The organism is Escherichia sp. WS1450 (assembly GCF_046487395.1).
Classification (GTDB): domain Bacteria; phylum Pseudomonadota; class Gammaproteobacteria; order Enterobacterales; family Enterobacteriaceae; genus Escherichia; species Escherichia coli.
On record NZ_JBJQJO010000010.1, the window covers coordinates 104,302 to 127,085 of the forward strand.

Below are 22,784 nucleotides of genomic sequence, written 5' to 3' on the forward strand. Positions count from 1 at the left end.
AATGCTATGAGTAATTAAGGCGAACGCTAAATAAATATTGCGTGCTGATATTAAGGCTATGCGCGTGGGGAAATTTAAACTGTGAAAGGATTCACAAATAGCTGCGGTTCAGAATGTTATATCCGCAGCTTATTGAGTGAAGTAATAATTATTCTCAATAATTAACAGAAAAGAGAAAATATTAACGATAGAAAATAAGATAAACAATCATGCCGATAGATAAAATTCCGAAGCCGATATATGCCACCATATAAGCGAAGAAGAGTCCGGGATTTTTTGCTCGCCAGACATACACCGGTTCCGGTGCATTTTTAACCCGTTTATCAATCGCGCCTGCGCGCCAGCCTTTCCATGCTTCGCGGAAACAAAATATCGGGATAAGGAAAAAAACGGCAACGACAAAAAACTGCTGTACATCCATAACTACTTTCCTTGTTTCTTTTGCAATTCAAGTAACTGTTCGGGCGTGACGGCGGGATACCCCTGCGCATCTTCCGGCACCTGGTGCATAGCCGGAATAGGGACCAGCGGCCCTAAAAAACGCGGTTCACGTTTAAAAATATAAAGGTCGGCCAGCGCTCCGAAACGGGCGGCAAATTCGCGAATACGTACTGACAGCATATCTTTCGGTGACGGTACGGCATAACACTGAGCCTGAATCCCCATATGCAGCGCAATAAATAATGCCCGCTCACAGTGGAAACGTTGGGTGATAATAATGAAATCATTAGTATCGAAAACTTTGCGTGTACGCACGATGGAATCCAGCGTACGAAAGCCTGCGTAATCGAGAACAATATCTGATGGGTCGACACCAGCAGCGATTAAATCTTTGCGCATGGTCATCGGCTCATTATAACTTTGCAATGCGTTATCGCCGCTCAGTAATAGATAATTTACCTTACCGCTGTTATAGGCATTAATCGCTCCTTGAATGCGGTAGCGATAATACTGATTAATTACGCCAGTACGATAATATTTTGCTGTGCCGAGCACCACACCGACCTGGCGGTAGGGGAGATCCTGCAATTCGTCGTAGATATAAGGCGCGGTTTTCCAGCTCATCCAGCGATCGAGGCCGAGCACAGTCAACAGCAGCAAGCCGATCAGGACTAACAGGCTGAGGAACACGCGCTTTAACATGCAGGAGACTCGATCTAAGGAAAATTTCCATCAGGCTACTTTACCCGCTGGTTTTGCGCAAGAAACGGCAAACTGTTTGCCGGGATTTTCGACACCAGGAGAGGGCTGGCAAGCCGGACAAGGCGTTCACGCCGCATCCGGCACCAGGCTTAAGCGAGAAGCACGCGGTCGATATTGTGACAGCCGAGAGCTTTCAGCGTTGCGGAGGTGGCATCCCACTGAATCAACGGCGCATCGGCTTTTTCTGCCAGAACCGCGCGCTGGATATCCGGGTAATCATAACCCTTGAGATTCAACAGAATTAACGCCCCCTGCAACGGTGGCAGAGTCGGGTTGAATGCGGCGTTTTCAGCGTAGCTGCCGCTGAAAATACGACCGTCTTTACATTCCAGCGCGACACCGCTTGGCGACTTACTGTAAGGCATGTGCGAACGGTTTGCCGCTGCAATCGCCGCCTGAGAAAGCGCATCACCCGTCAGCGCATAGCCGTGATCCTGCTCGTCCATCAGCAGCGTTTTAATCTCCAGATCTTTCGGCCCAAAGGCATCCGGCAGATAGTCACGCAGCGCGTGTGCCTCGCGGCCCGGCAGATGAATACGCAGATCCAGACCGCTGTTTAGTTCATTCATAAACTGACGGCAGTGACCACAAGGCGTGTAGTTAACGGTGATGGCTGCAAGCGCTTTTTCACCACTCAACCAGGCGTGGCTGATCGCGCTTTGTTCGGCATGAACGGTTTGCTGCATTGTCGCACCAATAAATTCCATATTGGCACCAAAATACCAGGTTCCGCTCACACCGCGCGCAATTGCGCCAACATTAAAATTCGACAATGGCGTACGCGCACAGGCCGCCGCCAGCGGAAGTAGTGCGAATGCCAGCGCGTCTTCGTCCAGCCCCGTTGCGCTCTTTAGCGATGAGACTTGCTCCCCGGTCAACAAAGCGGGGAAGTACTTGTCTGCCAGAATAGGTTCCAGTGCAGATTGCAAGTTATCCGCAAGTTGGGCAAAAGCGGTTTGAAAACGTGGATGCATGGCGTTGCCTCATAATCATGTAATGGGATAACAGTTTACGAACCCGTTATGGCTTTATATGTGATCTGAATCTCATTAATTATGCAACGCGTGAAACTTACATCAAAAATGCGCGACGCATCGCAAATTTTAGCCCATTACTGCCAGAATAATCGGGAAAAGGAACGGTGCGATCAGCGAAGTAATAATCCCGCATAACACCAGTGCCAGCGAACTAAACGCACCTTCCTGATAATCCAGCTCGGCGCAGCGCGCCGTACCGAGGGCGTGCGAGGCTGTCCCCATCGCCAGACCGCGCGCAGCTTTGGTACGAATACGCATCGCATTAAGCAATGTATGGCCAAACACAGCGCCGAGGATGCCGACGAAAATGACGCAAACTGCGCTGATTGCCGGAATACCGCCAATACTGCCGCCAACCGCCATTGCAATAGGCGTGGTGACTGATTTCGGCAGGATTGACGCGGCGATTTCCGGAGAAGCGCCCATCAACAATGCCACGGAAGTCCCCGTCACCATCGCAACCACGCTGCCGATAAAACAGATGGTGATGATCGATTTCCAGCGCGCGCGGATCTGGTGTAGCTGCTCATATAAAGGATAGGCCAGCGCGACGACCGCCGGTTGCAGCAGATCGTTTAGCACTTCGCTACCTTTAAAGTAGCTGTCGTAGGAGATGCCGGTCAGCATTAAAAAAGGAATGATCACCACCATTGCTACCAGCAACGGGTTAAGCAAGGGAAACTTATACCGTGCCGCCAGTTTGCGGGCGGCAAAAAAGACAATCAATGTCAGCGGTAATGACCACCAGATATTCGCCATCATTCTTCTGATCCTTTCTGACCTACGACTTTACGTTCACCATGCACCAGTTGCGAACTCCAGCTCACCACCAGAAAAACCACCAGCGTACTGACTGCACAGGAAACCACTACCGGGCCAAACTGTGCGCGGAGCAAATCAAAATATTGCATGACGCCTACGCCAATCGGCACAAACAATAGCGCCATATAGCGAATCAGTACGTAGCACCCCGGATTGACCCATTTCGCCGGAAGTATTTGCAAGGCCAGCAGGACAAACAGGATTAGCATCCCGATGATGCTGCCCGGAATGGTTACCGGTAGCAGTGAAGCAATGAAAATGCCTGCATACAGGCAGGCATAAATCAGGACGAAAGCGCGTAAATATTGCCAGATAATGTTCAGTGTCTTACTCATAATCAACACCCCAGATGAGATGGATTCATCATACAATTAATTCGTAAAACGTGCTACCGATCACATTAAGAAATCAGCGCTTATTTTTTCGCTCCCGGGCATTACGCAATGAGCAGCGAACTCAGGCATACATCAAGCATAGAGAGGGAATGCAGTTTGCAGCAATCCCTCTTTGCAGACCTTTAATCCGTTGACCATAGGCGCTAACATAGCGCCTCATTTTTTTGCGGGTGATGATATGCGTGTGTTACTGGCTCCGATGGAGGGTGTACTCGACTCTCTGGTGCGTGAATTGCTGACCGAAGTTAACGACTACGATCTGTGCATCACCGAGTTTGTCCGCGTGGTGGATCAACTGCTGCCAATAAAAGTCTTTCATCGCATTTGCCCTGAGCTACAAAATGCCAGCCGGACACCTTCCGGTACGCTGGTGCGCGTGCAGTTGTTAGGTCAGTTCCCACAATGGCTGGCAGAGAATGCCGCCCGTGCGGTCGAGTTAGGTTCCTGGGGTGTGGATCTCAATTGCGGCTGCCCGTCGAAAACGGTTAACGGTAGCGGCGGCGGCGCGACGTTACTCAAAGATCCTGAACTCATCTACCAGGGGGCAAAAGCGATGCGTGAAGTTGTACCGGCGCATTTGCCCGTCAGCGTAAAAGTGCGTCTGGGCTGGGACAGCGGTGAGAAGAAATTTGAAATCGCCGATGCGGTTCAACAGGCTGGTGCTACAGAGCTGGTGGTGCATGGGCGGACGAAAGAGCAGGGTTACCGCGCGGAGCATATTGACTGGCAGGCGATTGGCGAGATTCGCCAGCGGCTGAATATTCCGGTGATTGCCAACGGTGAAATCTGGGACTGGCAGAGCGCGCAACAATGCATGGCGATCAGCGGCTGTGACGCAGTGATGATTGGTCGCGGGGCGCTCAATATTCCCAACCTGAGCCGGGTGGTAAAATATAACGAACCGCGAATGCCGTGGCCGGAGGTAGTTGCTTTGCTGCAAAAATATACCCGTCTGGAAAAGCAGGGCGATACCGGGTTATATCACGTTGCGCGGATTAAACAGTGGTTGAGTTATTTGCGTAAAGAATACGATGAAGCAACGGAATTATTTCAGCATGTTCGGGTGTTGAATAATTCCCCTGATATTGCAAGGGCTATTCAGGCAATTGATATCGAGAAACTCTAAAAAACCATAGTGATGTTTTTTGACAATGTGTTAGCTCTTTATCAATAGGCCGCACGGTTGTTTGGTGGCGTCAAAATCGCCGAGGCGTTCCCCGAAGGCCGGGGCAGCCCACATGGATGTGGGCTGAGGGCGCGTTTTACAGGGATGTTACCTCGCGCCCGACCCGGTAGCCGTAAGGGATAAGCCGAGGGCACCGCGCAGCGGCGATTTTGTTCGCCAGAGCCCGGGGGGGCAGGGGGCGGCGGCGATTGGTCGCCCCCTGCGCGCTCCTTGCGCCAGTGATTATATGAAGCAATGCACATGACAGGAGCGCAACAGGATGAGAGACTGAAATATTCTCGTTATTTTCGGATCTGATGACATTAATTAATTTTAAAATATCATCTTAAATACGCCAGTCACCACCAGTAGCCCAATCAGGAAAATAATCAATACAGCCCAGAGTATAATTTTCATTGGCGTTCCTTTATTTGTGAGTGCTGAATAAGTATAGGAAAAAACGAAGCCCTTTGCCGTTATCCATAAACGATTAAGATAAATCGGAAGATATCATTCACTTAGTGTATATTTTTCTGGATATGTCGTTTTATTGCTACTGATGTATTGCCACGCGAAACTAAAAAATATATCGCAACACACGGTAATCTCCGCGCACCTTTTCTTACCTGATTATTCCCCCATGAATCGTGATTCCTTTTATCCCGCCATCGCCTGTTTTCCGCTGTTACTGATGCTGGCCGGGTGTGCGCCTATGCATGAAACCCGCCAGGCGTTAAGCCAGCAAACGCCCGCTTCACAAGTTGACACCGCATTACCCACGGCGCTGAAAAATGGTTGGCCAGACAGCCAATGGTGGCTGGAGTATCACGATAATCAACTCACTTCATTAATTAACAACGCACTACAGAACGCACCGGATATGCAGGTGGCTGAACAGCGCATTCAGCTGGCTGAAGCCCAGGCGAAGGCAGTTGCCACTCAGGATGGTCCGCAGATCGACTTTTCTGCGGATATGGAGCGGCAAAAAATGTCGGCAGAAGGGTTAATGGGGCCGTTTGCTCTGAACGATCCTGCCGCAGGTACGACCGGTCCGTGGTACACCAACGGTACTTTTGGCTTAACGGCGGGCTGGCATCTCGATATCTGGGGAAAGAATCGGGCGGAGGTTACTGCTCGCCTGGGTACGGTTAAAGCACGGGCGGCGGAACGCGAGCAAACCCGCCAATTGCTGGCTGGCAGCGTAGCCCGTCTGTACTGGGAGTGGCAAACCCAGGCGGCGTTAAACACTGTCTTACAGCAAATCGAAAAAGAGCAGAACACCATTATCGCCACCGATCGCCAGCTATATCAGAACGGGATTACTTCTTCAGTTGAAGGTGTGGAAACCGATATTAATGCCAGCAAAACCCGGCAGCAGCTCAACGATGTCGCGGGGAAAATGAAAATTATTGAGGCACGGTTAAATGCACTCACAAATCACCAGACAAAGTCACTGAAGCTTAAACCGGTCGCGTTGCCGAAAGTGGCAAGCCAGCTTCCTGATGAACTGGGGTACTCCTTACTGGCCCGGCGGGCAGATTTGCAGGCGGCGCACTGGTACGTTGAGTCATCGCTAAGCACCATTGATGCGGCAAAAGCGGCATTTTATCCTGACATCAACCTGATGGCCTTCCTGCAACAGGATGCGTTGCACTTAAGCGATCTGTTCCGTCATTCCGCGCAGCAAATGGGCGTTACGGCAGGCCTGACGCTACCCATTTTCGATAGTGGTCGTCTTAACGCCAACCTCGATATCGCAAAAGCCGAAAGTAACTTGTCTATCGCCAGCTACAACAAAGCGGTGGTTGAAGCGGTGAATGACGTGGCGCGGGCAGCCAGTCAGGTTCAGACACTGGCGGAGAAAAACCAGCATCAGGCGCAAATTGAGCGCGATGCCTTGCGTGTAGTAGGTCTTGCGCAGGCGCGCTTTAACGCGGGCATCATTGCCGGTTCCCGCGTCAGCGAAGCCAGAATCCCGGCGTTTCGCGAGCGGGCCAATGGCCTGTTATTGCAAGGGCAGTGGCTGGATGCCTCCATTCAACTCACTGGTGCGTTGGGCGGGGGTTACAAACGCTGATGATATGCGCCTTCTATACTTAACGTTTATTCAGCGTTAAGTGGAGAACTCGATGGCACAGGTTGCGATTATTACCGCCTCCGATTCGGGGATCGGCAAAGAGTGCGCGTTATTACTGGCGCAGCAGGGGTTTGATATTGGTATTACCTGGCACTCTGATGAAGAAGGGGCAAAAGATACCGCGCGTGAGGTGGTTAGCCACGGCGTACGTGCGGAGATCGTGCAGCTGGATCTCGGCAATCTACCAGAAGGGGCACTGGCGCTGGAGAAACTCATTCAACGGCTGGGGCGTATTGATGTGCTGGTGAATAATGCGGGCGCAATGACCAAAGCGCCGTTTCTTGATATGGCTTTCGATGAGTGGCGCAAGATTTTTACCGTTGATGTCGATGGTGCATTTTTATGCTCGCAAATTGCTGCCCGCCAGATGGTGAAACAAGGGCAGGGTGGTCGCATCATCAACATTACGTCGGTGCATGAACATACGCCGTTGCCGGATGCCAGCGCCTACACAGCCGCTAAACATGCGCTCGGCGGGTTAACCAAAGCGATGGCGCTGGAGCTGGTCAGGCATAAGATTTTGGTGAATGCGGTTGCACCTGGGGCGATCGCCACGCCAATGAACGGCATGGATGATGGCGACGTGAAGCCCGGCGCGGAGCCTTCGATTCCCTTGCGGCGTTTTGGCGCAACGCATGAGATTGCCAGCCTGGTGGTGTGGCTTTGTTCGGAGGGCGCAAATTACACCACTGGGCAGTCGTTGATAGTGGATGGCGGCTTTATGTTGGCGAATCCGCAGTTCAACCCAGAATAGCGCAGTGAGGTGCGTGGTTATTTCATTGGGTTAGGCCAGATAAGACACGCCAGCGTCGCATCAGGCATGGAACATCCGGTGCCGGATGTGGCGTGAATGCTTATCTGTGGCAACTGCTTTATGCCTGATTATCCGGCTTTTTCTTCCCGCGCCGTTTCAGCCACCAGCGCACGCCTACCACCAGAACCACGACCAGAATCAACCAGACCCAGTGCTTCAAATGCTGGTCGAGATTGTGCAACCACGGCGCAATCACCTGACCACCAGCGTAACCGATAGTGGTAAAAATCAACGCCCAGGCAAATGCGCCAAGGATATTCAGTGGCAGAAAGATTTTCGGCGGCAGCTGGCTGGCACCAATCAGCGTCGGGCCAATCACCCTAAAGCCATACATAAAACGCGTACCAATGACAAACAGATACGGATGGCGTTGGATAAGTTTCTGCGCCCGCTCAATTTTATCCTGATGTTTCGAGAAACGGCGTAATAGCTTGCCGCCAAAGCGCCGCCCGCACAGATAAAGCACCTGGTCGCCAATCATGCCGCCAAGCGCCACAGAAAGTACCACCAGCGGGAACTTTAATAGCCCCTGATGTGCCGCAACGCCTCCCAGCAAAGTCACGGTTTCACCTTCCGCCAGGCTACCGATCACCAGCGCGGCATAACCATATTGTGAGATGAGTGTATTGAGATCCATAGGCCAGTCTGTCTCCCTTTGCTTGCCTGTAAGCATACACCCTGTGAATAGTTCACGCTGAAAAAGGACGTACATCAGACGGTGCAAATTACATGAACGAACAAAAAATAATCACAAGCTGACTTATACTTGAACTGTCAGGTTCATGAACTCACAACAAGGGGGCGGTATGAGCCATGTCTGGGGACTGTTTTCCCATCCCGATCGTGAAATGCAGGTGATTAATCGCGAAAACGAAACGATTTCTCACCATTACACCCACCACGTTTTGCTGATGGCGGCGATTCCGGTGATTTGCGCCTTCATTGGCACTACACAGATTGGCTGGAATTTTGGCGATGGCACTATCCTGAAGTTATCCTGGTTTACCGGACTGGCGCTGGCTGTCTTGTTTTATGGCGTTATGCTGGCTGGGGTCGCGGTGATGGGGCGGGTCATCTGGTGGATGGCGCGCAATTATCCGCAACGTCCATCACTTGCGCACTGCATGGTCTTCGCGGGCTACGTTGCAACTCCGCTGTTTTTAAGCGGTCTGGTGGCGCTTTATCCACTGGTCTGGTTGTGTGCGCTGGTCGGCACGGTGGCGCTGTTTTACACCGGCTACCTGCTTTATCTCGGTATTCCGAGCTTCCTGAATATCAACAAAGAGGAAGGCCTTAGCTTCTCCAGTTCGACGCTGGCGATTGGCGTGCTGGTGCTGGAAGTGCTGCTCGCCCTTACCGTTATACTATGGGGCTACGGTTATCGTTTGTTCTAGAAAGTACTTTTGTGTTGCATTGCTGGCGTAAATGTCAGCAATGCAGCATTTCCTCACGATTCTCCTTTGACGATCGCACTTTTTGCTCGTTATGATGGCGTCGCTAGCCTCAGTAAATCCTTACTCCGGCGGTGCGCAACCCGTGCGCGTGAACCACTATCTGAATGCTCATCATGCCGAAATTTCGAGTTTCTTTATTTAGCCTGGCCCTGATGCTGGCTGTGCCTTTGGCACCGCAGGCCGTTGCGAAAACGGCAGCCGCTACCACCGCTTCACAGCCGGAAATTGCCTCCGGTAGCGCGATGATTGTTGATCTGAATACCAACAAAGTGATCTATTCGAACCACCCGGATCTGGTGCGTCCGATTGCGTCTATCAGCAAATTAATGACCGCGATGGTCGTGCTGGATGCGCGACTGCCGCTGGATGAAAAACTAAAAGTGGATATCAGCCAGACGCCGGAGATGAAAGGGGTCTATTCGCGCGTACGACTGAATAGCGAAATCAGCCGTAAAGATATGCTGTTGCTGGCGCTGATGTCTTCAGAAAACCGCGCGGCGGCAAGCCTTGCGCACCATTATCCCGGTGGTTACAAAGCCTTTATTAAGGCGATGAATGCGAAAGCGAAATCGCTCGGAATGAACAACACGCGCTTTGTTGAACCGACCGGATTGTCGGTGCATAACGTTTCAACCGCCCGTGACTTAACCAAACTGCTCATTGCCAGCAAACAATATCCGTTGATCGGGCAGTTAAGTACCACCCGGGAAGATATGGCAACCTTCTCTAACCCGACGTATACGCTGCCGTTCCGCAATACTAACCATCTGGTGTATCGCGATAACTGGAATATTCAGTTAACCAAAACCGGCTTTACCAATGCGGCGGGCCATTGTCTGGTGATGCGTACGGTTATCAATAATAAACCGGTGGCGCTGGTAGTGATGGACGCGTTTGGCAAATATACCCATTTTGCCGATGCCAGCCGCCTGCGTACCTGGATTGAGACCGGTAAAGTGATGCCTGTTCCGGCAGCAGCGTTGAGCTATAAAAAACAAAAAGCCGCCCAAATGGCGGCGGCGGGGCAGACGGCACAGAACGATTAAGTGAATTCGGATGGCGATACTCTGCCATCCGTAATTTTTACTCCACTTCCTGCCAGTTTTTCCGCTTACTGGTTTTACCGATCCCCGGATTCATACTGTTGGTCGGATCGTTCTCGCGATAAAACTTCTGCAACGTCTCCGGTGCTTTATACAAATGACCGACGTTATGTTCGGCAGGATATTGCGCGCCACGCTGCTGCAGCAGTTCCAGCATCTGTTCTTTCAACGCATGCACATCCACGCCTTTTTTAACGATGTAATCCTGATGGAAGACATAGCACATAAAATGGCCGTAATAGAGCTTGTGCACCAGCTGGCTGTCGATTTCCGGCGGTAAATGCTCATACCACTCGGTGTCGTTACGCCGCAGAGCGATATCCAGTGCCAGAATGTCTTCGACTTCATCGGAATGCACCGCCTGATAACGAATTGCTGCGCCCGCAGCGGCGAAACGGTGTAAAAACGCTTTGCTACCTTCCTCCGGCGTACAGACAAAGAAATCGCCTTCGGCCTGTTTGAAATAATCCACCAGCCACGATTTGGCTTCACCGACGCCATCGCCCGCCATTTTTAACAGCAGATGATGCTCGTATTTATCGCGCCAGTTTTTCATGCGCGGCGGTAAATGGCTGGGGAACAGGTGACCGAATTTTTGCATCGCACGGTCGGTAAAATGCGGACGGAAGAATTTCACTTTCTCCAGCATCGCATCGGTGCGCCCCTTGAGATTAAAGAAGAACGGCATCTTGTCGCTGCCTAACTTATCAATCATCAGGAAGGTGTCTTTGCCGTATTTTTCCGCAATATCGTAGATATCCCGGTGCATATATTCCCCGGCAACCGGCAGATTTTCGAAATTAGCCAGAATATGACGGCGGATTTCGGTCAGTACTTCTGGCTGGTTGGTGCCGATATAAAACACCTGCTGATTTTTTTCCGCTTCGAAGGTATCAAGACGTACCGCAAAGACGGCCAGCTTCCCGGCGCAACCAGAAGATTCAAATAACCGATCCGGATCGGCGTTATAACGTGCGGGCGTGTCGGCTTCAATATCACGAACGCGGTGGACATAGTCATAATCGTGGGCGTGACGACCATCGTGGCGCACATCGTCATCTTTGATGCGATCGTCATCCAGCTTGCTAAGGATCTGCTCCGGCGTTTCGCCCAGATCAATCCCCAGATGGTTCACCAGCGTCAGTTTGCCGTCTTCATTTATACGCGCGAATAATGACATTTCGGTATACGCCGGGCCACGCTGCACCAGCGAGCCGCCGGAGTTGTTACAAATACCGCCGATGACCGATGCGCCTATACACGATGAGCCAATCACCGAGTGCGGTTCGCGTCCCAGCGGTTTGAGGGCTTTTTCCAGCGAATAAAGCGTGGTGCCCGGATAGGCCAGCACCTGTTCGCCCTTGCCAAGAACGTGCAGCTTGTCGAGACGCAGGGTGCTGATGATCACGATATCGCGATCATAGTCGTTACCGTTTGGCGTCGAGCCTTCGGTCAGACCTGTATTGGCTGCCTGCATCAGAATAATTTTGTCGGCGGTGACGCAGGCTTTCAGCACCCGCCACAATTCCAGTAGTGAGCCAGGGAAAACGACAGCCAGTGCATCGCCCTGACCAGAACGGAAGCCCTTGCGATAGCGGGCCGTTTTTGCGGGATCGGTGAGCAGGTGTGAAGAACCCACCAGTCGGGCAAGTTCATTCAAAAAGGCTTTATTATCAGTTGTTGTCATGGAAGACATTTTCCACTCCTTGTGGTGGCGAAAAAATATCACAAACTAGAATAGCGCCTTGTATGACAATTCAGCGAGTGAATATTTTGAAAATTCAGACAATAAACTGAGCATTCTTTTTCTCTCTCTATCATGCTTATGGCAAACTACGGTTTTTGCACTATTTTCGCTGCCTCGTCGGGCAACAGAGGAAGAAAAATCCATATGAAATGGCTATGTTCAGTAGGAATCGCGGTGAGTCTGGCCCTGCAGCCAGCACTGGCAGATGATTTATTCGGCAACCATCCATTAACGCCCGAAGCGCGGGATGCGTTCGTCACCGAACTGCTTAAGAAAATGACAGTTGATGAGAAAATTGGTCAGCTGCGCTTAATCAGCGTCGGCCCGGATAATCCGAAAGAGGCGATCCGCGAGATGATCAAAGACGGTCAGGTTGGGGCGATTTTCAACACCGTAACCCGTCAGGATATCCGCGCCATGCAGGATCAGGTGATGGAATTAAGCCGCCTGAAAATTCCTCTTTTCTTTGCTTACGACGTGCTGCACGGTCAGCGCACGGTGTTCCCGATTAGCCTCGGCCTGGCCTCGTCTTTTAACCTCGATGCGGTGAAAACAGTCGGGCGTGTCTCTGCTTATGAAGCGGCAGATGATGGCCTGAATATGACCTGGGCACCGATGGTCGATGTCTCGCGCGATCCGCGCTGGGGACGTGCTTCCGAAGGTTTTGGCGAAGATACGTATCTCACTTCAACAATGGGTAAAACCATGGTGGAAGCGATGCAGGGTAAAAGTCCGGCAGATCGCTACTCGGTGATGACCAGCGTCAAACACTTTGCCGCATACGGTGCGGTAGAAGGCGGTAAAGAGTACAACACCGTCGATATGAGTCCGCAGCGCCTGTTTAATGATTATATGCCGCCGTACAAAGCGGGGCTGGACGCAGGCAGCGGCGCGGTGATGGTGGCGCTGAACTCGCTGAACGGCACGCCAGCCACCTCCGATTCATGGCTGCTGAAAGATGTTCTGCGCGACCAGTGGGGCTTTAAAGGCATCACCGTTTCCGATCACGGCGCAATCAAAGAGCTGATTAAACATGGCACGGCGGCAGACCCGGAAGATGCGGTGCGCGTGGCGCTGAAATCCGGCATCAACATGAGTATGAGCGACGAGTACTACTCGAAGTATCTGCCTGGGTTGATCAAATCCGGCAAAGTGACGATGGAAGAGCTGGATGACGCTACCCGTCATGTACTGAACGTTAAATATGATATGGGGTTGTTTAACGACCCATACAGCCATTTGGGGCCGAAAGAGTCTGACCCGGTGGATACCAATGCCGAAAGCCGCCTGCACCGCAAAGAAGCGCGTGAAGTGGCGCGTGAAAGCCTGGTGTTGCTGAAAAACCGTCTCGAAACGTTACCGCTGAAAAAATCGGCCACCATTGCGGTGGTTGGGCCACTGGCGGACAGTAAACGTGACGTGATGGGCAGCTGGTCCGCAGCCGGTGTTGCCGATCAATCCGTGACCGTACTGACCGGGATTAAAAATGCCGTCGGTGAAAACGGTAAAGTGCTGTACGCCAAAGGGGCGAACGTCACCAGTGACAAAGGCATTATCGATTTCCTGAATCAGTATGAAGAGGCGGTCAAAGTCGATCCGCGTTCGCCGCAAGAGATGATTGATGAAGCGGTGCAAACCGCGAAACAATCTGATGTGGTGGTGGCTGTGGTCGGTGAAGCTCAGGGGATGGCGCACGAGGCCTCCAGCCGTACCGATATTACTATTCCGCAAAGCCAACGTGACTTGATTGCGGCGTTGAAAGCCACTGGTAAACCGCTGGTGCTGGTGCTGATGAATGGGCGTCCGCTGGCGCTGGTGAAAGAAGATCAGCAGGCTGATGCGATTCTGGAAACCTGGTTTGCGGGTACGGAAGGGGGTAATGCGATTGCCGATGTATTGTTTGGCGATTACAACCCGTCCGGTAAGCTACCGATGTCCTTCCCGCGTTCTGTCGGGCAGATCCCTGTGTACTACAGCCATCTGAATACCGGGCGTCCGTATAATGCCGACAAGCCGAACAAATACACTTCGCGTTATTTTGATGAAGCTAACGGGGCGCTGTATCCGTTCGGTTATGGTCTGAGCTACACCACTTTCACCGTCTCTGATGTGAAACTTTCTGCGCCGACCATGAAGCGTGACGGCAAAGTGACCGCCAGTGTGCAGGTGACGAACACCGGTAAGCGCGAAGGGGCGACGGTAGTGCAGATGTACTTGCAGGATGTGACGGCTTCCATGAGTCGTCCGGTGAAGCAGCTGAAAGGCTTTGAGAAAATCACCCTGAAACCGGGCGAAACTCAGACCGTCAGCTTCCCGATTGATATCGAGGCGCTGAAGTTCTGGAATCAACAGATGAAATATGACGCCGAGCCTGGCAAGTTCAATGTCTTCATCGGCACTGATTCCGCACGCGTTAAGAAAGGCGAGTTTGAGTTGCTGTAATGCTTTAGTAAGGGCGCGACGTTTGCGCCCTTTAAGTATTTATCTGATTCTGCAACTGAATCTGCCCAGACAGGCTAACCCTGTCATTATCAACTATGCTTTTCTCTTAATTCGCTGAAAACAACAGTAAAAGAATGAGGAAAGCATCATGCCACTCTCAAAGCTCTGGGCAGGTTCATTGGTTTTGTTGGCAGCCGTGAGCCTGCCGCTACAGGCGGCTTCCCCCGTTAAGGTCGGTTCAAAAATCGATACCGAAGGCGCGCTGCTCGGCAATATCATTTTGCAGGTGCTGGAAAGTCACGGTGTTCCTACGGTAAATAAAGTGCAACTGGGAACGACTCCCGTGGTGCGCGGGGCGATTACTTCCGGTGAACTGGATATCTATCCGGAATATACCGGCAATGGCGCGTTTTTCTTTAAAGATGAAAACGATGCGGCATGGAAAAATGCCGGGCAAGGCTACGAGAAAGTCAAAAAACTCGATGCAGAGCAAAACAAGTTAATCTGGCTGACGCCCGCGCCTGCAAATAACACCTGGACTATCGCCGTGCGTCAGGATGTGGCAGAGAAAAACAAACTCACTTCGCTTGCCGACCTGAGTCGTTATCTGAAAGAGGGCGGCACCTTCAAACTGGCGGCCTCGGCAGAATTTATTGAACGCGCCGATGCGTTACCCGCGTTTGAAAAAGCCTATGGCTTTAAGCTCGGTCAGGATCAGTTGCTGTCACTGGCTGGTGGCGACACGGCGGTGACGATCAAAGCCGCTGCCCAGCAAACCTCTGGCGTTAATGCGGCGATGGCTTACGGCACTGACGGCCCGGTCGCGGCGCTGGGGCTGCAAACCTTAAGCGATCCGCAAGGCGTGCAACCTATCTACGCGCCTGCACCAGTGGTGCGTGAGTCGGTGTTGAAAGAGTATCCACAAATGGCACAGTGGCTACAGCCAGTCTTCGCCAGCCTCGATGAAAAAACATTGCAGCAACTGAATGCCAGCATTGCTGTGGAAGGACTGGATGCCAAAAAAGTGGCTGCCGACTACCTGAAACAAAAAGGGTGGACGAAGTAATTTCCCGTGACTTATTTCCGTATTAATCCTGTTCTGGCGCTGCTGCTGTTGCTGACGGCAATCGCAGCGGCGCTGCCGTTTATCAGTTACGCGCCTAATCGTTTAGTTTCGGGTGAGGGGCGTCATCTCTGGCAGCTGTGGCCGCAAACGATCTGGATGCTGGTGGGCGTTGGTTGCGCCTGGATGACAGCCTGTTTTATTCCCGCTAAAAAAGGCAGCATTTTTGCACTCATTCTGGCGCAATTCGTCTTCGTATTGCTGGTGTGGGGAGCAGGAAAGGCGGCGACACAACTGGCACAAAATGGCAGTGCGCTGGCGCGTACCAGCCTCGGCAGTGGTTTCTGGCTGGCTGCGGCGCTGGCATTGCTGGCCTGTAGCGATGCCATCCGCCGAATCTCCACGCATCCGCTGTGGCGCTGGTTGTTGCATATGCAGATTGCCATCATTCCGCTGTGGTTGCTGTATTCCGGCGCGCTTAACGATCTCTCGCTAATGAAAGAATACGCCAACCGTCAGGATGTGTTTGACGACGCGCTGGCACAACATCTGACGTTGCTGTTTGGTGCGGTGCTGCCTGCGTTAGTGATTGGTGTGCCGTTGGGCGTCTGGTGCTACTTTTCCACTGCGCGGCAGGGGGCGATTTTTTCGCTACTCAATGTCATTCAGACCGTGCCTTCGGTGGCGCTCTTTGGCCTGTTGATTGCGCCGCTTGCCGCGCTGGTTACGGCCTTTCCGTGGCTGGGTAAGCTCGGCATAGCAGGAACCGGAATGACACCCGCACTGATTGCGCTGGTGCTCTATGCCTTGCTGCCGCTGGTGCGCGGCGTGGTAGTCGGCTTGAACCAGATCCCGCGCGATGTGCTGGAGAGCGCCAGAGCGATGGGGATGAGCGGGGCGCAGCGTTTCCTGCATGTTCAGTTACCGCTGGCGTTACCGGTATTTCTGCGCAGCCTGCGGGTGGTGATGGTGCAAACTGTAGGTATGGCGGTGATTGCGGCGTTAATCGGCGCAGGCGGTTTTGGTGCGCTGGTTTTCCAGGGGCTGCTAAGCAGTGCCATTGATTTAGTGTTGCTAGGGGTGATCCCGGTAATTGTTCTGGCGGTGCTGATCGATGCGCTGTTCGATTTGCTTATCGCACTGCTGAAGGTGAAACGTAATGATTGAATTTAGCCATGTCAGCAAACTGTTCGGCATACAAAAAGCCGTTAACGATCTCAATCTCAATTTTCAGGAGGGGAGTTTTTCGGTGCTGATTGGTACATCAGGCTCCGGTAAATCCACCACTCTGAAAATGATTAACCGCCTGGTGGAGCATGACAGTGGCGTGATCCGCTTTGCCGGAGAAGAAATTCGCTCGCTGCCAGTGCTGGAGTTGCGCCGCCGGATGGGCTATGCCATTCAATCTATTGGCCTGTTTCCCCACTGGAGCGTGGCGCAAAATATTGCCACCGTGCCGCAATTACAAAAATGGTCACGGGCGCGGATCGACGATCGTATCGACGAATTAATGGCGCTACTGGGGCTGGAGCCAAATTTGCGTGAGCGTTATCCGCATCAGCTTTCCGGTGGTCAGCAGCAACGTGTGGGAGTGGCGCGCGCACTGGCTGCCGATCCGCAAGTCTTACTGATGGATGAACCTTTTGGCGCGCTGGACCCGGTAACGCGCGGCGCGTTGCAACAAGAGATGACGCGCATTCACCGTTTGCTGGGGCGCACTATTGTGCTGGTCACTCATGATATTGATGAGGCGCTACGGCTGGCAGAACATCTGGTGTTGATGGATCACGGTGAAGTGGTGCAGCAGGGCAATCCGCTGACGATGCTGACTCGTCCGGCGAATGATTTTGTCCGCCAGTTTTTTGGGCATAGTGAACTGGGTGTCCGCCTGCTTTCGTTACGTAGCGTGGCGGATTACGTGCGTCGCGAAGAACGGGCAGAAGGTGAGGCGCTGGCAGAAGAGATGACGCTACGCGATGCACTCTCCCTGTTTGTCGCGCGGGGATGTGAAGTGCTGCCGGTGGTGAACACGCAGGGCGAGCCTTGCGGCACGCTGCATTTTCAGGATCTGCTGGTGGAGGCGTAAACGTATGAAGATGTTGCGCGATCCGCTGTTCTGGCTCATTGCTCTGTTTGTGGCGCTGATTTTCTGGCTGCCTTACAGCCAGCCGCTGTTTGCAGCCTTGTTCCCACAACTGCCACGACCCGTTTATCAGCAAGAAAGTTTTGCAGTTCTGGCACTGGCTCATTTCTGGCTGGTGGGAATTTCGAGTTTGTTTGCGGTGATCATTGGTACTGGTGCCGGAATTGCTGTCACTCGCCCTTGGGGCGCGGAATTTCGCCCACTGGTGGAAACTATTGCCGCCGTTGGACAGACTTTTCCGCCCGTCGCGGTGCTGGCGATTGCCGTTCCGGTGATCGGCTTTGGTCTGCAACCCGCGATTATCGCCTTGATCCTTTACGGCGTGCTGCCCGTCCTGCAGGCAACACTTGCCGGGCTGGGAGCGATTGATGCCAGCGTGACAGAAGTTGCGAAAGGTATGGGAATGAGCCGTGGTCAGCGACTGCGTAAGGTCGAGCTACCGCTGGCGGCTCCGGTGATTCTGGCGGGCGTGCGAACTTCGGTGATTATCAACATTGGTACGGCGACGATCGCCTCAACGGTAGGGGCCAGCACGCTGGGTACGCCGATCATCATCGGGCTTAGCGGATTTAATACCGCGTATGTGATCCAGGGGGCGTTACTGGTGGCACTGGCGGCGATCATTGCAGACCGCCTGTTTGAAAGGCTGGTGCAGGCGCTTAGCCAGCACGCAAAATAAAGGTATAACCTGCGAGCATGACGCCACCAATTCCGCCTAACGCCATAAACAGGAACAGGGCGATGACCCCAATTTTAGCTATGCGCATAATGCACTCCTTATGTTAACGAAAGGATTGTACAGTAAAGCGCATTTGTTAACGAATCATTAAATGCCGAGTGGGAAAATATCATGGCCTTGTTCCTGCCAACTGGTGAGTTGCTGCTGTTGGGCGGAGGTTCGATTTTCACCGCACCACACCAGCAATGTACGGCCTTCGAACAGTTCAGGGCGTAGTTGATTGAGCGAGTGGGCGAGGACATCAATGCGCCATCCTTGTTGACTGGCAATCCAGCCCTCCAGCCACAGACGGGTGGTATCGTGAATATTCCAGCCAACCACCAGCGCATCTTTACCCTGTTTTTTACGTGCCGAAGCCAGGCAAATGGCGATGTAGTTGATCAGTACGCCGTCGAGGATCGCCAGCAGCGCCTGGAGGGTCGGTTGTTGGCACTGAAGTCGTCGGCGCAGAGGAATAAACAGATGCGTGGTGAGTGTCTGGGCGGGGTAATCCTGACCGCGCTCTTTGATCCACGTTCGCAGGCTATGCAGATTGCCGCTTTGCAGGTAAGTCAGTAATGTTTCTTGCTGATCGCGCCAGCCGTTCTGCACATCAACATTTTCATTACTGAGCAGCATTTTTACTTTGCTGACCTGCACGCCGTTGTCGATCCAGCGTTTGATCTCGCGGATCCGGTCAATATCGGCATCATTGAACAGCCGATGACCGCCGTCTGTCCGTTGCGGTTTCAGCAATCCGTAACGCCTCTGCCACGCGCGTAACGTGACAGGGTTAATATCACAAAGCAACGCCACTTCACCAATTGTGTAAAGCGCCATCGTCTCACCCTTGCTCGCGAGGTCCCGGTTTAACTTTAGACGCAGTTTTGCGAACCAGGTAGTTTTGCCCGTTTTTTGTGCATCTATAGGGTGATTTTATTTTTGCCAGGCGATTTTGAGTGATCGTACTCACGAATTCTCATTTTTCTGCAAGAGTTCAAAGAAAGTTAAACGCAGGCAATGTATGTTACGCGTTTTAAAGGGAAGTGTGGTTTGCGGGTATGTACGATTTTAATCTGGTGTTGCTGCTGCTTCAGCAGATGTGCGTTTTTTTAGTCATTGCGTGGTTAATGAGTAAAACGCCATTATTCATACCGTTAATGCAGGTCACGGTTCGTCTGCCGCATAAATTTCTCTGCTACATCGTCTTTTCCATCTTCTGCATCATGGGCACCTGGTTTGGGTTGCACATTGACGATTCTATTGCCAATACCCGTGCGATAGGCGCGGTAATGGGCGGCTTGCTCGGCGGTCCGGTCGTCGGTGGGCTGGTTGGTCTGACCGGCGGGTTACATCGATATTCGATGGGGGGCATGACCGCGCTAAGTTGCATGATCTCGACCATCGTTGAAGGATTGCTCGGCGGCCTGGTACACAGCATCCTGATCCGTCGCGGGCGCACTGATAAAGTCTTTAACCCCATTACCGCCGGTGCCGTCACGTTCGTCGCTGAAATGGTGCAAATGTTGATCATCCTGGCGATCGCCCGACCTTATGAAGATGCGGTGCGTCTGGTGAGTAATATTGCTGCGCCAATGATGGTTACCAATACCGTCGGCGCGGCGCTGTTTATGCGTATATTGCTCGATAAACGCGCGATGTTTGAAAAATACACTTCGGCTTTTTCTGCCACTGCGCTAAAAGTGGCTGCCTCGACGGAAGGCATTTTGCGCCAGGGGTTTAACGAAGTTAACAGCATGAAAGTGGCACAGGTGCTGTATCAGGAGCTGGATATTGGTGCAGTCGCGATTACCGATCGAGAGAAATTGCTGGCCTTTACCGGAATTGGTGACGATCACCATTTACCCGGCAAACCGATTTCTTCGACTTACACCTTAAAAGCGATTGAAACCGGTGAAGTGGTCTACGCTGATGGCAACGAAGTACCTTATCGTTGCTCTTTGCATCCGCAATGCAAACTGGGGTCGACGCTGGTAATTCCGTTGCGTGGTGAAAATCAGCGGGTGATGGGCACCATCAAATTGTATGAAGCCAAAAACCGTTTATTCAGTTCAATCAACCGCACGCTGGGCGAGGGGATTGCGCAACTGCTTTCGGCGCAGATCCTCGCCGGGCAATATGAGCGGCAAAAAGCGATGCTCACCCAGTCAGAGATCAAACTGCTTCACGCCCAGGTGAACCCCCATTTTTTGTTTAATGCGCTTAACACCATTAAAGCGGTGATCCGCCGCGACAGCGAACAGGCCAGCCAGCTGGTCCAGTATCTTTCCACTTTTTTCCGCAAAAACTTAAAGCGGCCTTCGGAGTTTGTTACTCTCGCAGACGAAATTGAACATGTGAACGCTTATCTGCAAATTGAAAAGGCGCGCTTCCAGTCGTGGTTGCAGGTCAACATTGCTATTCCGCAAGAATTATCCCAGCAGCAATTGCCCGCGTTTACCCTGCAACCGATAGTGGAAAACGCCATTAAACATGGGACATCACAACTGCTCGATACAGGGCGAGTGGCAATCAGCGCCCGACGTGAGGGGCAACATTTGATGCTGGAGATCGAAGACAATGCCGGTTTGTATCAACCGGTAACCAATGCCAGTGGGCTGGGGATGAATCTGGTGGATAAGCGTTTACGTGAACGGTTTGGCGATGACTATGGGATAAGCGTCGCCTGTGAGCCTGATAGTTACACCCGAATAACGTTACGACTACCATGGAGGGACGAGGCATGATTAAAGTCTTAATTGTCGATGATGAACCGTTAGCACGGGAGAACCTGCGCGTATTTTTGCAGGAGCAGAGCGATATTGAAATCGTTGGAGAGTGTTCAAACGCCGTAGAAGGGATCGGCGCGGTGCATAAACTGCGCCCGGATGTGCTGTTTCTCGATATCCAGATGCCGCGCATCAGTGGTCTGGAAATGGTGGGGATGCTCGACCCCGAACATCGACCGTATATCGTTTTTCTCACCGCGTTTGACGAATACGCTATTAAAGCCTTTGAAGAACATGCCTTTGACTATCTGCTGAAGCCAATTGATGAAGCGCGACTGGAGAAAACGCTGGCGCGTTTGCGTCAGGAACGCAGTAAGCAGGATGTTTCGCTGTTACCGGAAAATCAACAGGCGCTAAAATTTATCCCTTGTACGGGGCATAGTCGGATTTATTTACTGCAAATGAAAGATGTGGCATTTGTCAGCAGTCGGATGAGCGGTGTCTACGTTACCAGCCACGAAGGGAAAGAGGGCTTTACCGAATTGACATTACGTACCCTGGAAAGTCGTACACCACTACTGCGCTGCCATCGTCAGTATCTGGTTAACCTCGCGCATTTACAGGAGATTCGTCTGGAAGATAACGGCCAGGCCGAGTTGATTTTGCGTAATGGCTTAACCGTGCCGGTCAGCCGCCGTTATCTGAAAAGCTTAAAAGAGGCGATTGGCCTGTAAAAGACTGCTAAAATGGCTTTTTGCCTCATCAACACCTGAAGGCCTCATGCTAAGTAACGATATTCTGCGCAGCGTGCGCTACATTTTGAAAGCCAATAATAATGACCTGGTGCGTATTCTGGCGCTGGGTAATGTCGAAGCCACCGCGGAACAGATCGCCGTCTGGCTACGTAAAGAAGACGAAGAGGGTTTTCAGCGTTGTCCGGACATTGTTTTGTCGTCATTCCTCAATGGCCTGATTTATGAAAAACGCGGCAAGGATGAGTCTGCTCCGGCACTGGAGCCGGAACGTCGCATTAATAACAACATCGTGCTGAAAAAATTACGCATCGCGTTTTCGCTGAAAACCGATGACATTCTGGCGATCCTTACAGAACAGCAGTTCCGCGTTTCGATGCCGGAAATTACGGCGATGATGCGTGCACCGGATCATAAAAACTTCCGCGAATGCGGCGATCAATTTTTACGTTATTTTCTGCGTGGACTGGCAGCGCGCCAGCATGTGAAGAAAAGCTAAGACGGGTATGGCGGCCATGTAAAAACATGGCCGCCGACAGATTATTTCACTTCTTTAAAACCAGCGGCTTTCATCACCAGTTCCATTTGCGCCATAGTGATACCTTTTTTGGCATCTTCAGCAGAAACGTTGATTCCTGAAATACCCTGCAGGGCTTTGAAATCCACTTTTTCCATATCGATAGTCACGTTTTCCTGCGCGTAGGTATCGGTATAGGTTAATTTTTCTTCAACACCCGCAATGTTTTTGTATTTGGCGCTTAACGGCTCAAGTGTCTTGGCAGCGTCTTCTTTGGTGGTTGCACCAATGGAGGCAAATTGAATTTTGGTTTCAGAAGATTGCTTAAGCACCTTGTCACCTTTGTAGACATAGGTAATGGCAATTTCAGTACCGTTCAGATTGGCGCTGAATTTTTTCGATTCTTCTTTGTCACCGCAGCCAGCAAGAGAGAAAACCAGAACAGATGCAACAACGAGGGAAAACAGCTTATTGAAAGCCTTCATGTAAAACTCCATTTTATTTAATCAAGGAACTGGTGACTCTCACCAGGGGCTATATAGG

General features: G+C 52.0%; 24 protein-coding genes. 13 read left to right on the forward strand and 11 right to left on the reverse strand.

Annotated elements, in window-relative coordinates:
* Positions 1–181: 181 nt before the first annotated feature.
* The 5 genes from ACJHYR_RS14145 to ACJHYR_RS14165 form a co-directional block, all read right to left on the reverse strand.
* Positions 182–421: a DUF2542 family protein gene (locus ACJHYR_RS14145; RefSeq protein ID WP_000383096.1), complete on the reverse strand. Its 240-nt coding sequence runs from the start codon at positions 419–421 to the stop codon at positions 182–184.
* A gap of 2 nt (positions 422–423) precedes the next feature.
* A complete protein-coding gene (gene sanA, locus ACJHYR_RS14150) occupies positions 424–1,143 on the reverse strand; it encodes an outer membrane permeability protein SanA (RefSeq protein ID WP_000920064.1) in 720 nt (239 codons plus the stop codon).
* A gap of 149 nt (positions 1,144–1,292) precedes the next feature.
* On the reverse strand, positions 1,293–2,177 hold the full coding sequence (gene cdd, locus ACJHYR_RS14155; RefSeq protein WP_000553553.1) for a cytidine deaminase: 885 nt from the start codon (positions 2,175–2,177) through the stop codon (positions 1,293–1,295).
* Positions 2,178–2,306: 129 nt separating this feature from the next.
* The gene (locus tag ACJHYR_RS14160; protein WP_000968208.1) at positions 2,307–3,002 is read right to left on the reverse strand and encodes a CidB/LrgB family autolysis modulator; all 696 of its coding nucleotides are present in this window, start codon (positions 3,000–3,002) and stop codon (positions 2,307–2,309) included.
* On the reverse strand, positions 2,999–3,397 hold the full coding sequence (locus tag ACJHYR_RS14165; RefSeq protein ID WP_001295452.1) for a CidA/LrgA family protein: 399 nt from the start codon (positions 3,395–3,397) through the stop codon (positions 2,999–3,001). Before ACJHYR_RS14165 ends, ACJHYR_RS14160 begins: the two co-directional genes overlap by 4 nt.
* Before the next feature lie 238 nt (positions 3,398–3,635).
* On the opposite strand from ACJHYR_RS14165, the gene dusC reads away from it, so the two are divergent.
* Positions 3,636–4,583: a tRNA dihydrouridine(16) synthase DusC gene (gene dusC / locus ACJHYR_RS14170; protein WP_001264851.1), complete on the forward strand. Its 948-nt coding sequence runs from the start codon at positions 3,636–3,638 to the stop codon at positions 4,581–4,583.
* A gap of 372 nt (positions 4,584–4,955) precedes the next feature.
* Here the strand turns inward: dusC and yohP are convergent, their stop codons facing one another.
* Positions 4,956–5,039 carry a small membrane protein YohP gene (yohP, locus tag ACJHYR_RS14175; RefSeq protein ID WP_000691708.1) on the reverse strand — a complete coding sequence of 28 codons (84 nt, stop codon included), beginning with the start codon at positions 5,037–5,039 and terminating at the stop codon, positions 4,956–4,958.
* A 223-nt stretch (positions 5,040–5,262) separates the two neighbouring features.
* Here yohP and mdtQ point away from each other — a divergent pair, with 223 nt between their 5' ends.
* Positions 5,263–6,699, forward strand: coding sequence for a multidrug resistance outer membrane protein MdtQ (mdtQ, locus tag ACJHYR_RS14180; protein ID WP_072837469.1), 1,437 nt, complete (start codon positions 5,263–5,265; stop codon positions 6,697–6,699).
* A 52-nt stretch (positions 6,700–6,751) separates the two neighbouring features.
* Positions 6,752–7,513 (forward strand): SDR family oxidoreductase, encoded by a 762-nt coding sequence (locus ACJHYR_RS14185; RefSeq protein WP_000079537.1) that lies wholly within the window; start codon positions 6,752–6,754, stop codon positions 7,511–7,513.
* A gap of 118 nt (positions 7,514–7,631) precedes the next feature.
* On the opposite strand, the gene ACJHYR_RS14190 is transcribed toward ACJHYR_RS14185, so the two are convergent.
* A complete protein-coding gene (locus ACJHYR_RS14190) occupies positions 7,632–8,210 on the reverse strand; it encodes a DedA family protein (RefSeq protein WP_000365433.1) in 579 nt (192 codons plus the stop codon).
* 169 nt (positions 8,211–8,379) lie between these two features.
* Between ACJHYR_RS14190 and ACJHYR_RS14195 the strand changes: the two genes are divergently transcribed.
* A complete protein-coding gene (locus ACJHYR_RS14195; RefSeq protein WP_001295454.1) occupies positions 8,380–8,967 on the forward strand; it encodes a Yip1 family protein in 588 nt (195 codons plus the stop codon).
* Positions 8,968–9,140: 173 nt separating this feature from the next.
* On the forward strand, positions 9,141–10,073 hold the full coding sequence (gene pbpG, locus ACJHYR_RS14200) for a D-alanyl-D-alanine endopeptidase (protein WP_001295432.1): 933 nt from the start codon (positions 9,141–9,143) through the stop codon (positions 10,071–10,073).
* 37 nt (positions 10,074–10,110) lie between these two features.
* On the opposite strand, the gene dld is transcribed toward pbpG, so the two are convergent.
* Positions 10,111–11,826 carry a D-lactate dehydrogenase gene (gene dld / locus ACJHYR_RS14205; RefSeq protein ID WP_000097398.1) on the reverse strand — a complete coding sequence of 572 codons (1,716 nt, stop codon included), beginning with the start codon at positions 11,824–11,826 and terminating at the stop codon, positions 10,111–10,113.
* Positions 11,827–12,021: 195 nt separating this feature from the next.
* On the opposite strand from dld, the gene bglX reads away from it, so the two are divergent.
* The 5 genes from bglX (at position 12,022) to yehW (ending at position 18,204) form a co-directional block, all read left to right on the forward strand.
* Positions 12,022–14,319, forward strand: coding sequence for a beta-glucosidase BglX (gene bglX, locus ACJHYR_RS14210; RefSeq protein ID WP_000871518.1), 2,298 nt, complete (start codon positions 12,022–12,024; stop codon positions 14,317–14,319).
* Between the two features lie 148 nt (positions 14,320–14,467).
* A complete protein-coding gene (gene osmF / locus ACJHYR_RS14215) occupies positions 14,468–15,385 on the forward strand; it encodes a glycine betaine ABC transporter substrate-binding protein OsmF (protein ID WP_001131232.1) in 918 nt (305 codons plus the stop codon).
* 6 nt (positions 15,386–15,391) lie between these two features.
* The gene (gene yehY / locus ACJHYR_RS14220; RefSeq protein WP_000220845.1) at positions 15,392–16,549 is read left to right on the forward strand and encodes a glycine betaine ABC transporter permease YehY; all 1,158 of its coding nucleotides are present in this window, start codon (positions 15,392–15,394) and stop codon (positions 16,547–16,549) included.
* Positions 16,542–17,468, forward strand: coding sequence for a glycine betaine ABC transporter ATP binding protein YehX (yehX, locus tag ACJHYR_RS14225; RefSeq protein ID WP_000569373.1), 927 nt, complete (start codon positions 16,542–16,544; stop codon positions 17,466–17,468). The genes yehY and yehX overlap by 8 nt, the downstream gene beginning before the upstream one ends.
* A 4-nt stretch (positions 17,469–17,472) precedes the next feature.
* Entirely contained in the window at positions 17,473–18,204 is a 732-nt protein-coding gene (gene yehW / locus ACJHYR_RS14230) for a glycine betaine ABC transporter permease YehW (protein WP_000783137.1), read from the forward strand.
* On the opposite strand, the gene ACJHYR_RS14235 is transcribed toward yehW, so the two are convergent.
* Complete coding sequence (locus tag ACJHYR_RS14235) at positions 18,185–18,292, reverse strand: protein YohO (protein WP_001216963.1); 108 nt, start codon at positions 18,290–18,292, stop codon at positions 18,185–18,187. The genes yehW and ACJHYR_RS14235 overlap by 20 nt on opposite strands.
* A gap of 59 nt (positions 18,293–18,351) precedes the next feature.
* Positions 18,352–19,083, reverse strand: a complete 732-nt coding sequence (gene mlrA / locus ACJHYR_RS14240) for an HTH-type transcriptional regulator MlrA (protein WP_001240398.1) — start codon at positions 19,081–19,083, stop codon at positions 18,352–18,354.
* Between the two features lie 221 nt (positions 19,084–19,304).
* Between mlrA and btsS the strand changes: the two genes are divergently transcribed.
* The 3 genes from btsS to ACJHYR_RS14255 are packed head-to-tail and all read left to right on the forward strand — an operon-like array spanning position 19,305 to position 22,223.
* The gene (gene btsS / locus ACJHYR_RS14245) at positions 19,305–20,990 is read left to right on the forward strand and encodes a two-component regulatory system sensor histidine kinase BtsS (RefSeq protein WP_072837468.1); all 1,686 of its coding nucleotides are present in this window, start codon (positions 19,305–19,307) and stop codon (positions 20,988–20,990) included.
* A complete protein-coding gene (gene btsR, locus ACJHYR_RS14250; RefSeq protein ID WP_000598641.1) occupies positions 20,987–21,706 on the forward strand; it encodes a two-component system response regulator BtsR in 720 nt (239 codons plus the stop codon). Before btsS ends, btsR begins: the two co-directional genes overlap by 4 nt.
* 46 nt (positions 21,707–21,752) lie before the next feature.
* On the forward strand, positions 21,753–22,223 hold the full coding sequence (locus ACJHYR_RS14255) for a DUF1456 family protein (RefSeq protein WP_001295430.1): 471 nt from the start codon (positions 21,753–21,755) through the stop codon (positions 22,221–22,223).
* A 41-nt stretch (positions 22,224–22,264) separates the two neighbouring features.
* On the opposite strand, the gene ACJHYR_RS14260 is transcribed toward ACJHYR_RS14255, so the two are convergent.
* Positions 22,265–22,726 (reverse strand): YehR family lipoprotein, encoded by a 462-nt coding sequence (locus ACJHYR_RS14260; RefSeq protein WP_001295429.1) that lies wholly within the window; start codon positions 22,724–22,726, stop codon positions 22,265–22,267.
* Between the last annotated feature and the right edge of the window lie 58 nt (positions 22,727–22,784).

Bases quoted from the DNA above. Each gene is read 5' to 3' on its own strand.
- yohP (WP_000691708.1), bottom strand. From the start codon at position 5,039: ATGAAAATTATACTCTGGGCTGTATTGATTATTTTCCTGATTGGGCTA.
- ACJHYR_RS14160 (WP_000968208.1), bottom strand. From the start codon at position 3,002: ATGATGGCGAATATCTGGTGGTCATTACCGCTGACATTGATTGTCTTT.
- sanA (WP_000920064.1), bottom strand. From the start codon at position 1,143: ATGTTAAAGCGCGTGTTCCTCAGCCTGTTAGTCCTGATCGGCTTGCTG.
- btsR (WP_000598641.1), top strand. From the start codon at position 20,987: ATGATTAAAGTCTTAATTGTCGATGATGAACCGTTAGCACGGGAGAAC.
- cdd (WP_000553553.1), bottom strand. From the start codon at position 2,177: ATGCATCCACGTTTTCAAACCGCTTTTGCCCAACTTGCGGATAACTTG.
- ACJHYR_RS14235 (WP_001216963.1), bottom strand. From the start codon at position 18,292: ATGCGCATAGCTAAAATTGGGGTCATCGCCCTGTTCCTGTTTATGGCG.
- yehW (WP_000783137.1), top strand. From the start codon at position 17,473: ATGAAGATGTTGCGCGATCCGCTGTTCTGGCTCATTGCTCTGTTTGTG.
- ACJHYR_RS14260 (WP_001295429.1), bottom strand. From the start codon at position 22,726: ATGAAGGCTTTCAATAAGCTGTTTTCCCTCGTTGTTGCATCTGTTCTG.
- dusC (WP_001264851.1), top strand. From the start codon at position 3,636: ATGCGTGTGTTACTGGCTCCGATGGAGGGTGTACTCGACTCTCTGGTG.
- yehX (WP_000569373.1), top strand. From the start codon at position 16,542: ATGATTGAATTTAGCCATGTCAGCAAACTGTTCGGCATACAAAAAGCC.
- osmF (WP_001131232.1), top strand. From the start codon at position 14,468: ATGCCACTCTCAAAGCTCTGGGCAGGTTCATTGGTTTTGTTGGCAGCC.
- mlrA (WP_001240398.1), bottom strand. From the start codon at position 19,083: ATGGCGCTTTACACAATTGGTGAAGTGGCGTTGCTTTGTGATATTAAC.
- ACJHYR_RS14165 (WP_001295452.1), bottom strand. From the start codon at position 3,397: ATGAGTAAGACACTGAACATTATCTGGCAATATTTACGCGCTTTCGTC.
- ACJHYR_RS14185 (WP_000079537.1), top strand. From the start codon at position 6,752: ATGGCACAGGTTGCGATTATTACCGCCTCCGATTCGGGGATCGGCAAA.
- pbpG (WP_001295432.1), top strand. From the start codon at position 9,141: ATGCCGAAATTTCGAGTTTCTTTATTTAGCCTGGCCCTGATGCTGGCT.
- ACJHYR_RS14145 (WP_000383096.1), bottom strand. From the start codon at position 421: ATGGATGTACAGCAGTTTTTTGTCGTTGCCGTTTTTTTCCTTATCCCG.
- btsS (WP_072837468.1), top strand. From the start codon at position 19,305: ATGTACGATTTTAATCTGGTGTTGCTGCTGCTTCAGCAGATGTGCGTT.
- ACJHYR_RS14190 (WP_000365433.1), bottom strand. From the start codon at position 8,210: ATGGATCTCAATACACTCATCTCACAATATGGTTATGCCGCGCTGGTG.
- mdtQ (WP_072837469.1), top strand. From the start codon at position 5,263: ATGAATCGTGATTCCTTTTATCCCGCCATCGCCTGTTTTCCGCTGTTA.
- dld (WP_000097398.1), bottom strand. From the start codon at position 11,826: ATGTCTTCCATGACAACAACTGATAATAAAGCCTTTTTGAATGAACTT.
- bglX (WP_000871518.1), top strand. From the start codon at position 12,022: ATGAAATGGCTATGTTCAGTAGGAATCGCGGTGAGTCTGGCCCTGCAG.
- ACJHYR_RS14255 (WP_001295430.1), top strand. From the start codon at position 21,753: ATGCTAAGTAACGATATTCTGCGCAGCGTGCGCTACATTTTGAAAGCC.
- ACJHYR_RS14195 (WP_001295454.1), top strand. From the start codon at position 8,380: ATGAGCCATGTCTGGGGACTGTTTTCCCATCCCGATCGTGAAATGCAG.